The sequence below is a fragment of the Psychrobacter sp. AOP7-C1-14 genome, from assembly GCF_052376135.1.
Classification (GTDB): domain Bacteria; phylum Pseudomonadota; class Gammaproteobacteria; order Pseudomonadales; family Moraxellaceae; genus Psychrobacter.
Genome location: NZ_JBQSVH010000008.1, coordinates 1 through 14,182 on the forward strand (window position 1 = coordinate 1; position 14,182 = coordinate 14,182).

Annotated in this window: 9 protein-coding genes; 7 read left to right on the top strand and 2 right to left on the bottom strand. The window is 42.0% G+C overall.

The genetic code is table 11. The features are described from left to right. The first annotated feature begins 375 nt into the window (after nt 1-375). On the top strand, nt 376-2,976 hold the full coding sequence (gene pepN, locus ACT3QN_RS07225) for an aminopeptidase N (RefSeq protein ID WP_444522779.1): 2,601 nt from the start codon (nt 376-378) through the stop codon (nt 2,974-2,976). A 117-nt stretch (nt 2,977-3,093) separates the two neighbouring features. Here the strand turns inward: pepN and ACT3QN_RS07230 are convergent, their stop codons facing one another. Continuing rightward, nucleotides 3,094-4,176 (bottom strand): 3-deoxy-7-phosphoheptulonate synthase, encoded by a 1,083-nt coding sequence (locus tag ACT3QN_RS07230; protein ID WP_444520901.1) that lies wholly within the window; start codon nt 4,174-4,176, stop codon nt 3,094-3,096. A 429-nt stretch (nt 4,177-4,605) separates the two neighbouring features. Between ACT3QN_RS07230 and lpxB the strand changes: the two genes are divergently transcribed. The 3 genes from lpxB (at nt 4,606) to ACT3QN_RS07245 (ending at nt 8,368) form a co-directional block, all read left to right on the top strand. Beyond that, complete coding sequence (gene lpxB, locus ACT3QN_RS07235; RefSeq protein WP_444522695.1) at nt 4,606-5,922, top strand: lipid-A-disaccharide synthase; 1,317 nt, start codon at nt 4,606-4,608, stop codon at nt 5,920-5,922. 22 nt (nt 5,923-5,944) lie between these two features. Further along, nucleotides 5,945-6,823, top strand: a complete 879-nt coding sequence (locus tag ACT3QN_RS07240; RefSeq protein WP_444522696.1) for a ribonuclease HII — start codon at nt 5,945-5,947, stop codon at nt 6,821-6,823. Nucleotides 6,824-7,114: 291 nt separating this feature from the next. Beyond that, nucleotides 7,115-8,368, top strand: coding sequence for a CAP domain-containing protein (locus tag ACT3QN_RS07245; protein ID WP_444522697.1), 1,254 nt, complete (start codon nt 7,115-7,117; stop codon nt 8,366-8,368). Nucleotides 8,369-8,503: 135 nt separating this feature from the next. On the opposite strand, the gene ACT3QN_RS07250 is transcribed toward ACT3QN_RS07245, so the two are convergent. Beyond that, on the bottom strand, nt 8,504-9,169 hold the full coding sequence (locus ACT3QN_RS07250; RefSeq protein ID WP_444522698.1) for a DUF924 family protein: 666 nt from the start codon (nt 9,167-9,169) through the stop codon (nt 8,504-8,506). A 99-nt stretch (nt 9,170-9,268) separates the two neighbouring features. On the opposite strand from ACT3QN_RS07250, the gene ACT3QN_RS07255 reads away from it, so the two are divergent. The 3 genes from ACT3QN_RS07255 to ACT3QN_RS07265 all read left to right on the top strand — a co-directional run bounded on the left by ACT3QN_RS07255 (nt 9,269) and on the right by ACT3QN_RS07265 (nt 13,976). Then, nucleotides 9,269-10,510 (top strand): carboxynorspermidine decarboxylase, encoded by a 1,242-nt coding sequence (locus tag ACT3QN_RS07255; RefSeq protein WP_444522699.1) that lies wholly within the window; start codon nt 9,269-9,271, stop codon nt 10,508-10,510. Between the two features lie 275 nt (nt 10,511-10,785). After that, a complete protein-coding gene (locus ACT3QN_RS07260) occupies nt 10,786-12,060 on the top strand; it encodes a saccharopine dehydrogenase NADP-binding domain-containing protein (protein WP_444522700.1) in 1,275 nt (424 codons plus the stop codon). Nucleotides 12,061-12,314: 254 nt separating this feature from the next. Then, nucleotides 12,315-13,976, top strand: a complete 1,662-nt coding sequence (locus ACT3QN_RS07265; RefSeq protein ID WP_444522701.1) for an alpha/beta hydrolase — start codon at nt 12,315-12,317, stop codon at nt 13,974-13,976. Nucleotides 13,977-14,182 lie beyond the last annotated feature (206 nt).

Here is a 14,182-nt window from a genome sequence, read left to right on the forward strand (position 1 = left end):
ATCAGTACGACTATTAAATCATTTTAAATGACATTATCCAATGGATAACATACGTTTCATATTTAAATCATTTTAAAACGACGATATCTTAATCGACATACTTGAAATTTAGCGATTTAGGTCAATCTAGCTATAAGCCCAACGATAAAGTCAATTTAGTAATAGAAGTCAGCTTAAGATTAACTATCAAGTTTTGTCTATATAGCGAGTTTATGTGATTAGCATGCAGATAAAGCCTTTATTTACGCTAAAATCTTACAAAATAGCGAAATGACACTTCATCGCCAGTAAAAATAACTTATAACCAAATCTCCAATAATAATAGGACACCATATGTCTACTGCTGAAACTGATGCACAAATCATCAACCCTGAAATGCCAGATGTGCCGCCTCATGCACCAAGCAAGATTAATCTAAAAGACTATACGAAACCAAGTTTTGATGTCGAGACAGTACATCTAGATATTAAGCTATTTGAAGACTATGCGCAGGTAGACAGTACGCTTGAGATGGTACGCCAAACAGCAGGGGATATTGTCTTATTTGGTGAGTCATTAGAGTTGCTAACGATTGCGATGAACGGTAAGACGTTGACCACTGAAAATTATCAGCAGGAAGCAGGCAAGCTAACGATTTGTGACGCCCCTGAGCGAGCTACTCTAGATATTCAAGTGCGCATCTGCCCACAGACTAATACGGCGCTTGAAGGTTTATATATGGCTGGTAGTGGTGACGACACGATGTTCGTGACTCAGTGCGAGCCAGAGGGTTTTCGTAAGATAACTTTTTATCCAGACCGCCCTGATGTGCTAGCGATATTTACCACGCGACTTGAGGCAGACAAGCGTTATCCGACGTTATTGGCCAATGGTAACTTAGTTGAAGCGGGTGGAGTAGCCGATGCGCCCGACCGTCATTACGCTATCTGGCATGACCCAACCAATAAGCCAAGTTATCTATTTGCCTGTGTGGTTGCTGATTTAGATGTATTGACAGATTCTTATACAACTAGCGAAGGCCGCGAAGTATTGCTTGAGCTGTATGCCAAGTCTGCTGATATTGATAAATGCGATGTCGGTATGCAGGCTTTAAAAGATGCTATGAAGTGGGATGAGGTTAATTACGGGCGAGCCTATGATTTGGATCGCTATATGATAGTAGCGGTCAGCCAATTCAATATGGGTGCGATGGAAAATAAAGGTCTGAATATTTTTAACACCGCTTGTGTGTTATCTAGCCCTGAGACGACCACTGATGCGCGCAGCTTTAGTGTAAAAGCCATTATCGCTCATGAATATTTTCATAATTGGACTGGCAACCGTATCACCTGCCGTGATTGGTTTCAGCTTTGTTTGAAAGAAGGTTTTACCGTTTATCGTGATCAGTCATTTTCCGCAGATCAACAGTCAAGTGCAGTACAGCGTATCGATGACGTAGCGACTCTACGTGCTCATCAATTCAGTGAAGATGCAGGTCCATTAGCACATCCAGTTCGTCCAGAGAGCTTCGTTGAGATTAATAACTTTTATACGACGACTGTTTATGAGAAAGGCGCTGAAATTGTGCGCATGATTGCCAATACGTTAGGGCCAGATGATTTCCGTAAAGGTACCGATGAGTATTTCCGTCGTTATGATGGACAAGCGGTAACAGTTGAGGACTTTTTATCAGCACTTAGTATCACTAATGATAAAATCGAGAATTTCATTGATTGGTATCGTCAACCTGGTACGCCAGTAGTATCAGGCTCTCAAACCTACGATAGCGCCGCGCAGACGCTGACCATTACTTTGAATCAGCAGACGCGCCACGTGAAAGGCTTTGATGCGCCGAAACCATTGCCGATACCAGTAGCAACGGCATTATTTGACAAAGACTCAGGCGCTATCGTTGCTGAGCGTATGTTATTGCTTGACGAGGCAACGCAGACTTTTGTATTTGAGAATGTCACAAGCGAGCCTATCGTGTCGTTACTACGTGATTTTAGCGCGCCAGTACAGCTAAACTACGACTATCAAGATGCAGATTTGGCATTTTTACTCAAGCATGAAACCAATGGGTTTAACCGCTGGCAAGTAACCCAAATGCTGGTCAACCGTATTTTGCTGCAAGGACAAGGTACGAAGAGCAGCCCTGATGTATATTTAGAAGCATTGGCGCAGACGTTGCCTGTCTTAGCGGCTGATGATGCCATGCTAGCGACACGATTGCTTGATATTCCATCAACGCAAGAGTTGGCTTCTGCTATTTCTAAAGACTACGATCCAGTGCTGGTTAAAGAGCAACGCGATGGGCTATACAAGCAAGTAGCTGATAAGTTAAAAGACCAATGGGCTAAGCTGTACAGCAACTTGCCAATGCAGTCTTATGAGGACAGCGCTGAAGCTAGAGGCATTCGTGCGCTGCGTAATGTCGTACTTGATATGGCGTTGACTGCCAATGTGGATGATGCAGCTGACTGGGCACAGCAACAGTATGATAATGCGAGCTGTATGACTGAGCGCTTCGGTGCATTGAAGGCCATGGTCAATCATCAATTGGTAGATGCAGATAAGTACTTAGCGGACTTCTATGAGCGTTTCCAAGCAAATGATCTGGTTATCGATTTGTGGTTCAGTGTACAAGCTGCCGCCGACGATGTAACGCCTGATATGGTGAAGTCGCTACTGACGCACACAGACTTCGATTGGAATACGCCCAACCGCGTTCGTTCAGTAATCAGTGCTTTTAGCTCACAACCGACGGTACTTTGGACGGCAGAGGGTCTAGAGATGTATACAGGCGTGATTCAGAAATTAGATAATGCCAATCCTGTACTAGCGTCGCGCTTACTGCAAGTATTAGCTCGCTGGAATACGTTGGCTGCGCCGCGCCGTCAAATGGCGCATGAGCAACTAACAGACTTGCGCAAGAATGTCTCATCTAAGCATGTGCTTGAAAGCTTAGAGAGTGTGTTAGGTGCTGCAAAAAGTTAATTGAGAGCAGTATGTTCTTAATTAAAATAGAGCGTTCATAAACAAAAAGCCCCTTTCGCATTAGTGCGAAAGGGGCTTTTTATTGTTTACTCGACGATAAGTTATCGCTGATAGCTATTAGCGATTCGGTAGCACATCTTTTACCATATCACGTAATTCACGTAATGCTGTAACAGTACTATCCCAATCTAGGCAGCCATCGGTAATCGATTTGCCATACTCAAGCTGACTCAAATCAGCAGTCAGCTTTTGATTGCCGCCTTTTAAATGGCTCTCAATCATCATACCGATAATTGATTTATTACCATTTTGAATTTGCTCGGCAACGTTTTTGATAACCATCGGTTGTAGGTAAGGATCTTTACCTGAATTGGCATGGCTTGAGTCAATCATAATCTTACTATTGGTTTTGCCTTTTGCCAGCTCATTTTCAACTTGAGCAACTGCAGTTTCATCATAGTTAGGCTTGCCATTACCGCCGCGAAGTACCACATGTGCGTAAGGGTTGCCTTTAGATTTGATGATAGAGACTTTACCATCTGACGATAGACCTAAGAAGCTATGACCTTCTTTAACCGCTTGCATGGCATTTACAGCAACCGTCATACCGCCATCAGTACCGTTCTTAAAGCCAACTGGACATGACAAACCTGAGCTCATTTCACGATGCGTTTGGCTCTCAGTAGTACGTGCGCCAATAGCTGACCAGCTGATGAGATCTTGCATGTACTGCGGCGTATTTGGATCAAGTGCTTCAGTCGCGCAAGGTAGACCTTTTTCGTTCAGATCAAGTAGCAATTTACGAGCTGTGCGCAAGCCTTTTTCTATATCAAAGCTGTCATTCATGTCTGGGTCGTTGATCATGCCTTTCCAGCCAACCGTCGTACGAGGTTTTTCGAAATAAACACGCATAACCACAAATACACTGTCTTCGATTTCTTTTGCCAATACGGCCAAACGATCGGCATATTCGTGAGCGGCTTTGATATCGTGAATAGAGCAGGGGCCAATGACCACAAACAGACGCTTGTCTTTACCATCCAAGATATCTTGAATAGTATTACGACCTTTTAGTACGGTGTTATACGCGTCGTCTGATAAAGGCAGCTCGGATTTTAGCTCGGCGGGGGTAATCAAAGGAATAAATTTTTCAATATTCACGTCGTCAATATCTGCATTATGGGTAACTGATGTTGTCATGGTTATATATCGTCTAGCTGATTTATAGGAACATTCATTATGCGGACAAAAGTGTTGGTTGACAAGGGTAGTCGAGCAGTTAATTGACTGATAACTGGAATGTGGAAAACAAAACTTAGTTATACTTATAGAGACTTAGTGTGATGTTTGGCCTTCTAAATGCACGTTTAGCATTTGGTTTTTCTATCTATTAATAAGAGTTGCTTGAGTTTTTTATGCATAACACTCAGATTTTATGTGTGAATTTCGCTATTTGTATCATCGTCAAGTATGATGGCAACATTAGCGATGGGTCGTCAAAACTATGGTGTTAAAATAGTACGGATGGGTGCACACATTGTCCGTCAAAACCTATCACTGATTTATTGCGTTATATTTTATAATAACGATTTATCTTATTTTGTATATTTCTAATATCGAGAGCTTGTCATGAAAGATTCTGCTACGTCTTATCACCATACTGACCTCATTCATCAAGCTGAGACGGATCTTCAACTACCAAGTGTAAAAGCTACATCACTAGTGATAGGTATCGTCGCAGGTGAAGTATCTGGTGATAGCTTAGGCGCAGATTTTATGCGGCAAATGAATAATCTACGTGATGATATTGTCTGGGTAGGCGTGGGCGGTACAAAGATGCAAGCACAAGGGCTACAGAGTATTTTTTCGTTAGAGCGCTTGGCAGTGATGGGTCTGGTTGAGGTCATGTCGCAGCTACCCGATTTGCTTAAAGCGCGCCGTGAGCTACTGAGCGCATTTAAAGCCGCTAGTATTGATTGGTTTGTCGGTATCGATGCGCCCGATTTTAATTTACGAGTATCCAAAAAACTAAAGCCCCAAGGCGTGTTCTGTGTGCAGTACGTCAGTCCATCTATCTGGGCATGGCGCGAGTCGCGTATCCATAATATTAAAGCGGCGACCAATTTGGTGTTATGTCTATTCCCGTTTGAGCTGCCAGTTTATGAGCGACATAATCATCCAGCGATCTGTGTGGGCCATCCATTATTACGAACCATTGATCAGACATTGATTGATATACCAATCAATCAACGTCGCAGTGAGTTGGTCTGGCACAACGACGGACTACAGCAGTTTTTTATTGAACGCTTTGATGATGTGAGTCAGCTTATTTGTGTGATGCCAGGATCTAGACGCGGTGAAATTACGGCTATTTTGCCATTGATGCTTGATGGTATCCAAAAGTTAATCCTATTAGATCCTAAGCTGTGTTTTATCATTCCGACGGTCGACCAAAATCATCAATATATCGTACAAGAAGTTATTGACCAACGCTCAGAGCAGTTGCGTGCGGCAATTGTGGTGGTCTACGATGATACTCAGCCAGAATTTAGCCAACATGCAATGGCGGCATCAGATATCGTGATGTTGGCATCTGGAACAGCAACGCTCGAGGCAATGCTGCTCGAACGGCCGATGGTGGTGGTTTATCAGTTAAATCAGCTAACTTATCAAATTGCCAAGCGTCTGGTAAAAGTACCGTATGTAGCATTACCTAATATACTGGCTAATGCACCGATTGTACCTGAGCTAATCCAAGAGCAGGCGAGCGGTGACAATATTTGCCGCACCGTCATGCGATTGCTGCAACCACGCGCTTATGCCGAGCAATTACACGACTTATTAGTGACAAAGCAGTCGTTGCAACAGCAAAGTAACCATGAGCCTGCGAACAGTGTGATAGAGCAATGGTTTATCCAAAACACGACTAACGTCAATCCTAATTAAATGAAAAAGACCGTCTAATATTATGCATATCAACCAAAACAAAGAAAGATCAGTTCAAAAAATTGACATCAAGATTGAGCACATTGATGTCAAGGGACAATATATTCAATTAGCTGCACCCATACACTTATATGGGCAAATGAATACTTCTGAGTTGCTAACTGAGAATCTGACTAATAATGGCCAAAAGACAAAGCAATCAATACTACAGATTGGCGTTGATGAAGCAGGACGTGGACCATTGTTAGGTAGCGTTAATGTGGCAGCGGCAATATTACCGGTGACTTGGTCAGGATTGATTGAAGAACAACCGCTCAAAGAAACGCCGTTGTCGATACTGACAGACTCCAAAAAACTGAGTGAAAAAAAGCGAGATATCCTTTATCCATTGGTTCAGCAGCAGGCAGTTGGCTATATCATTGCTGATATACCAGCCGCAGTGATTGACCAAGTAAATATTCTGCAAGCAACAATACTCGGTATGCGCTTGTGTACTGAGTCATTGTTAGACGTGATTTTTGCAAATTTCTCGATAGCTGGGAATGATAAAAGTATGTCGCTCGATCAATTGAAAGTTGAAGTACTGTTTGATGGAAATCGTTGTCCTGACCTGAATTATAATAGCTTTAACAAACTAGAGGTAGCGTCATCTGCGATTGACTGCCAAGCGTGGGTAAAAGGGGATGCGCGCCATACTAGTATCGCTGCAGCCAGTATATTGGCAAAAGTAAGTCGTGACCAAACTATGTATGCACTGGATGCTCAATATCCAGAATACAACATTGCCAAACATAAAGGTTATCCGACGCGCGCGCACATGGAGGCAATTGAAAAACATGGGGTCTTGCCAACGCATAGACGTAGTTTTGCACCAGTGAGAAAAGCTTTAGACGTACAGTAGCTATAAACAAGTGACTGTATAGCAGATACCAAAAAAGAGTGATTTATAGATGGTTTGTCTTCCTTAAAAATAGTCTAAGCCTAGTATTGATTTATAAATCTAAAAAAAACCTGTTACTTGCAATCAGCGAGTAACAGGTTTTTTACAAAATAATCAGCAAAAGTTCATTTTCTATAATACAATAGATATTTATAGAAATAAAACACTGTCAAATCAGTTACTAACAATCCTTTAGCTGGTTTTTATTCTCATTGCTTTTCACAAACAGGTTATTATTTTATAGGATGGGCGATGACTTCTTATACTCCTCAAAAAAATATTGCGGCAGTGCTATTCTTGACGATGTTTCTTAGCGCTTGTGGAGGCGGTGGTGATTCTGATAGTGGCTCTACGTCTGCTAATACACCAGACAGTTCACAAAATGATGAAGCTGCCAAGCCGACAACATCAGAACCTATTATTTCTGCTCCGATTATAGCGACACCTACTAGTCAGGGTGACGAGCCAAGCGATGGTATTCCTAACGCTGGTGGTAATGGGTCAGCTGATAACAATATACAAGCAGCATTAGGTGCGAATAATCAGTTTAGTCTAGCAAGAACCAGCTGTGGTCTAAACGGTCTATCCGTTGATACAGAACTAGACGATCTGGCTATTCAGCACGCGAACTATATAAAGTATGTATTTGCGAACAGCTCACCAATTAGTTTTAATGCGCACTTCGAAAATGAAATAACTGATATTGCTAGTGCGACAGGTAGCAACAACCCTTTTTTCAGTGGATTAGATCTGGCAGATCGATTGATCAATGCGGACTATGGCAACTCGCAATATGGTGTTACGGAAAATATTGCCCAGTCTGTCTATTATAGTTCGGCGGGCAATTTTTCTAATACAGAGGTCGTAGCAAGTTCTATGGCAAAGTCGTTGTTGTCAGCACCGTATCACCTGCGTTCTTTGATGTTGCCAACCTCAGACGTAGTAGGAACAGGTATGGTGACCTATACACCTAATGGCAAAAGTGCGACTAACAATAAAGGCTATGTTTTAGTCAGCAATGCTGCAGCGACCAAAACCACGGCAAATAAAACGCTTGAAGGTGTTTTTACGTACCCATGTCAAGATGTAAGCGGGACAGTCACAGCGCTGTATAACGAAACACCAAATCCAGTCAGAGGCTCTGGACGCAATTTACGTACTGATCCTATCGGACAGCCAGTTTATATCAATATGCCATCCGCTGATAAAGTTAAGATCAACAACGTCAAATTTCATGATGTGCAGCGCAATATAGATGTACCGATTCAACTGCTTGATTTTGACAATGATCCGTACGAAGGTACGAATTACGCACTACCAACGAATGAAGCATTTATTTTGCCATTAACTGATGCACTCAAAAGCTGTGAGTCAGGTAGTAATAAAGGTGGCAATTGTGGACTTCATGGTAATAGTAAATATAAGGTCAGTTTTGATATTTTGGTGGACGATAAAACATTAGAGCAGCAGTCATTTACGTTTACCACTGGTAAGGTAAATTACTAATAAGTGTCTAATACATTCTAACTCTCTATCGTAAAAAAAAGGTCTGAACCAGTAATATGATTCAGCCCTTATTTTTATGTGATAATTTTTTGTGTAATAACTTTGACTATCTTCATGTAATATGAGAAATGTATTCTAAAACGATGAGTTAGGCTGTTTTAAAAAGTTCTTTTCATCTTCGGTTGAGATACGATTCAATATATCATTACGATGTGGGTAACGACCAAATTGATCGATAATTTGTTTATGACGATGTTCAAAATCTAGCGTATTGGCATCATCCAATTGTTCAAACAATGGCAAATAACGCTTATGAATCATGGCTGACTCGGAATGCATGAACGGTATGATAATAAATCTACGCCATTGCATCGGTAGAGTATCAAAATAAGGCTGTTGAATGGCTTCTTGCGCCAGTGCTAAGGCCATACCATCTTGCGCAAATGCACTTGCTTGTCCACGACATAAATTGCGTGAAAACTGATCGAGCACAATAATTTCTGCTAAGCGTCCTGCCAATGCTGTTATCGAACTATTACCATCCAACGAAGACTCTGCGATACGCCAAGTGACACATTCGCCTTGTTTGGCTTCGTGCCAAATACTGCCAAACTTATCTTGTATCTGCTTATCAAAACGATCGTTTTGTTCAAACCAATAAGCTTCATTGCTTTTATCAAACCAAAAATCCAGCACGGCGCGCGCATCAGGATCTAGATACGTCAAATCTATGTTTTCAGGATCCAATTGTGATGAATGAGATTGACTGGCTGAGGTGGAATAATCGGTTGAAAGTGACATAAGATATTCTAATTATAATGAATTTAGTCTACTATAGCGCAAATATTTATATCTGTCTGTCAAGATACCAACAGCAGGGTTTCTATTAGGTAATCTATTATGAATGCAAAAAATCTAGAGAATTCTACCAACGCATCATTGCCACCAACGCCTTACTATGTGCTTGATGAAGCGGCCATCGTTGCCAATATGAAAATCATCGCTAGGCTATGTGAGTTGTCTGATGCAAAAGCATTGCTAGCACTAAAATGCTTTGCCACATGGGGTGTTTTCGATGTGATGCAGCCTTATCTGCATGGTACGACTTCGTCTTCACTGAACGAAGTCAGATTGGGCTATGAAACCTTTGGTAATAACGATGATGCCAATAGCAGCGATAAAAAAGAAACCCATGCTTATAGCGTTGCCTATAGTGCAGATGAAATCCCTGAAGTATTGAACTATGCGGATAAAATCATCTTTAACTCCATCTCTCAGCTTAACGCTTTTAGCGCGCAAGCCGCCGCGCAAAATATACCCGTAGGTCTACGACTCAACCCTAAGACCAGCAACTCATCGTTTTTAATTGCTGATCCTGCGCGTCCCTTTAGCCGTCTGGGTGAGCACGATAAAGAGAAAATTGCAGCGGTACTTGGTGATATTACGGGTGTTATGATTCATAACAATTGCGAAAACGACAGCTTTGACGCTTTTAGTGAGAGTCTGGCTGATATCGAAAAAAGATTTGGTGATGTATTAGCACAGCTTGAGTGGGTGAGCTTGGGCGGTGGCATTCACTTTATCGCGCCTGATTATCCACTAGAAAAGCTCGCTGACAGATTAAAATCATTTAGTGAAACCTATGGCGTGCAAGTGTACCTTGAGCCGGGAGAAGCCAGTATTCATGGCGCAGGCACGTTGGTGACCACCGTGTTAGATACCATGCATAATGAAAAAAACCTAGCAGTCGTTGATGCTTCTATCGAAGCGCATATGCTGGATTTATTGATTTATCGTGAGTCCGCACCGATTGCTGCGATTAACCATACCGCTACCAATATCGCGCCGATAGGTAATCCTGCGGAAGCCGTACCTTCTAAAGCTAATGCTGAATCGGCAGGCAATACTATTATTTATGGTCGCTCTTGCTTAGCAGGCGATATCTTTGGTGAATATGATTTGCCAGATAATTTACAGATAGGCGATCAGATTAGCTTTGGTAATGCAGCTGGTTATACGATGGTAAAGAAAAACTGGTTCAATGGTGTTAACATGCCAGCGATTGTCATTCGCCGTTTGGATGGCAGTATCGATATCCAGCGCGAATTTGACTATCAAGACTATAAAGCCAGCTTGTCTTAACGCGATATTTTCATGTCTTTTCTACATTAAAAAACAAAGGCTTAGTCTCAATAATGGGTGATTTAAAGGTATCTGCTATTGATACATTATTTTTTACCGATAAAGGAATAAAAATTGTTATAATCGCCTCGGGCAAATAACGGAGTATTGTTTGCCCGACGGGTGCGTGGGTTTTCCTCGGTCTTCCTTTTTAATTCACGCATATCATTCACTCGTTTCTGTTTTGCATAGCCACTATCGATGGTATCGACAGGGACCCAAAGGAGGATTGTTCATTGAACACAAACCAACAAGCTAAGTCCAACAAAAAAGACGTACTGATCATCGGAGCAGGCGGTGTCGCTCAAGTAGTCGCGCATAAATGTGCAATGCACAACGATGTGCTTGGTGAGATTCATATCGCCTCGCGTACCAAAGACAAATGTGATGCCATCGCCCAAAGCGTAAAAGAAAAAGACAGCTTTAAGCAAGCTGCGGTCTTGCACACGCATCAAGTCGATGCCATGGATAGCCAAGCACTTGTGCAGCTAATACAAGACACTGAAATTCAAATACTTATTAATGTTGGCTCGGCATTTATCAATATGACCGTACTAGAAGCCTGCATTGAGACGGGTACTGCCTACATAGATACGGCCATTCATGAAGATCCACACAAGATTTGTGAGACACCGCCGTGGTACAACAACTATGAGTGGCAACGCAAAGACCGCTGTGCAGACAACAATGTTACTGCTATTTTAGGTGCAGGGTTTGATCCTGGTATGGTCAACGCTTATGCGCGTCTTGGCTATGACATGATGGATGCAGGATCTGTGACTGATATTGACATCATCGATATCAATGCAGGTAGCCATGGCAAATACTTTGCGACCAACTTTGACCCAGAGATTAATTTCCGTGAGTTCACTGGTACGGTTTACTCTTGGCAAGATAGCAAGTGGCAGTCCAACAAAATGTTTGAAGTCAAACGTACGGACGATTTACCAGTGGTTGGTGAACAAAATAGCTACTTAAGCGGTCATGACGAGATCCACTCATTATCAGCCAATCTAGATGTACCAAACATTCGCTTTTGGATGGGCTTTGGTGAGCACTACATTAATGTCTTCACTGTGCTACAAAGTTTAGGGTTGCTGTCTGAGCAGCCAGTAATGACTGCTGAAGGTCAAGAAGTAGTACCGCTAAAAGTCGTCAAAGCAGTATTACCAGATCCAAGCTCGCTTGCACCGAACTATACGGGCAAGACCTGCATTGGTGACAAAGTCAAAGGCAAGATCAATGGCGTTGAGACTGAAGTATTTATCTACAATGTCTCAGATCATAAAGATGCGTACAATGAAGTTGGTAGCCAAGGTATCTCTTATACCGCAGGTGTACCACCTGTTGCTGCTGCTATGTTGGTTGCGACTGGCGAATGGGATGCTGGTAAAATGGTTAACGTTGAAGAACTAGATGCTAAACCATTGATCAATCTGTTGAACAAGATTGGTTTGCCAACTCGTATCAAAGATGAGAATGGTGATAGAGCGCTTGAGTTTGATATTTAATTAGTCGTCATATCTGTTCTCAAGCCCATCTGACTTTAATTAAGTCAGGTGGGCTTTTTTCGTTTTTACATGCTCGAAACTAAGAAAAGATGAATTATTGTTAGTTCATTAAGTGTTATAGAGTTTAAATGATAATGATTTTCAATATCATTTATAGGAAAAGTACGCTAGTATTGCACCTTTGTATCATTTGCTAGACATCTTGTAACGGTGGAGGTTAGAGGTTTGTCAGTAAATAAAGTTAGGAGCAGTGGATGACATACGCACGATTTTTCTCTAAAAAATGGGTTACAGCAGGATTCACTTGTTTGTTATATTCGACGTCATTTTCGGCATTTGGTTTGGAGACAGCGATGTTAACGATTGAAAGTCCTCTAGAAGGTGAATTAAATCATCCTAGCAGTGAAAAAAATAATACCAAACCTCAGCCACTGGATATCAATGTTCCTTGCGAGACGGGTGACTATTTGACTGGGTATGTAGAGAGTAGTGATGTGATGACGATGGATGTCATAGATGCTACAGGAACAGTATCGCGCCGTTTAATTGATCATAAGAGTGGTAAGCAAAATTTTTATTTAGTGGCAGAAAACTGCGATGCGACATGGCGCTTGTCCGGATCAGGTGCATACCAAGTAGTGCTTGAGCAACGTATCAGTTTAGAAGAACAGAATTTAGAAAGTGCTTTAGAAAGCTCTGACACGTTACTCAGTCCAAAAGTAACAGCATTACGTGAGTCGCTGACAAAAGGACAGAGTAGCGATAGTTTTTGGGCGGATGTAGAGGTATTAGGCACACCGCTCGTTGAAGATACTGCTGCTGGTACTGTGATGACGTTCTTGGCGCAGGGCAGTTACGACAACGTAAAACTTTTAGGCGCACCTTCTAACAATCACGAGTCGCTACAACAGCTGGCTGATTCTGATGTTTGGTATAAGAGTTTTGTAGTGCCAAAAGACACCCATTTTTCTTATCAGATAGCGTTTAATGTGCCTCAACCACCAGAGTCTGGATTTGCACGTAGAGTGGCGATAAGAGCTGTGGCTCAAGCTGATCCCTATAATCACCATCCATGGCCTCGCTCAGCAATTGACAAGTACACAACCAAATCTACTGTTACGTTAGAAGGCGTGCCAAAAAGGCCTTGGGTAGATGTGCAAAAAGAAACCCCTAAAGGAGCGTTGTCTACTTTTAAATTTACCAGTGAGACATTAGGCAATACCCGTGACATTACTGTCTATACGCCTTCTATAAATAGTAATACAGCAGGGGATGAAGTGTTGTTGTATATCTTTGATGCTGAGTCTTATATCGATACAGTGGAGCTACCAACGATATTGGATAATCTGATTATAGAAGGTAAAATCCCACCAGTAACAGCGGTATTTATTAGCAATCCTGATAGAGATGCTCGTGCGCGTGAATTGCCTGCTAATCCAGTTTTTGCAGATGTCATGGCCAATGAGCTAGTGCCACAAATGAACAAAAAGCTACCGAGAGCAATACCAAAAGATAGAACGGTGATTGCAGGGTCTAGTTATGGCGGATTGGCTGCGACGACGATTGCGCTACGTCATCCTGATATATTTGGCAACGTTATCTCTATGTCTGGGTCTTACTGGTGGAAGCCAAAGGAGCAAACCGCAGATGATAAGCACTTTGTGGCGTCTGAAGTAATAAAAATGGAGAAAGTGCTAGTTCGGTTGTTTTTGAGTGCTGGCGTGTTTGAAACGGCTCGTGGTGATAGTAGTAGCAACGGTATATTAGGAACCAATCGCCATCTGCGTGATGTGCTGTTGGCAAAAGGATATGACACTCGTTATGAAGAATATGGTGCAGGGCATGATTACTTTTCTTGGCGAGGAATTATCGGGGATGGCTTGATATCGCTTTTTGGGTCTGAGGAAGAGAAGTAATATCTATATTTGATATAAATCGTAGCGGCTATGGCAGGATAGCCGCTACTATCAGGGCTAGCGGTAATATTATGTTATTGTTGTTACCTACTGCGATTAACTACTTTCGAATGAGCTTTTTTTGAATGAGCTTTAACTTGCAGGTTTGAAAAATAGCTCATCAATTTATACTTACGTCTGCTATTAATGAAAAAGGAAGCATTTCT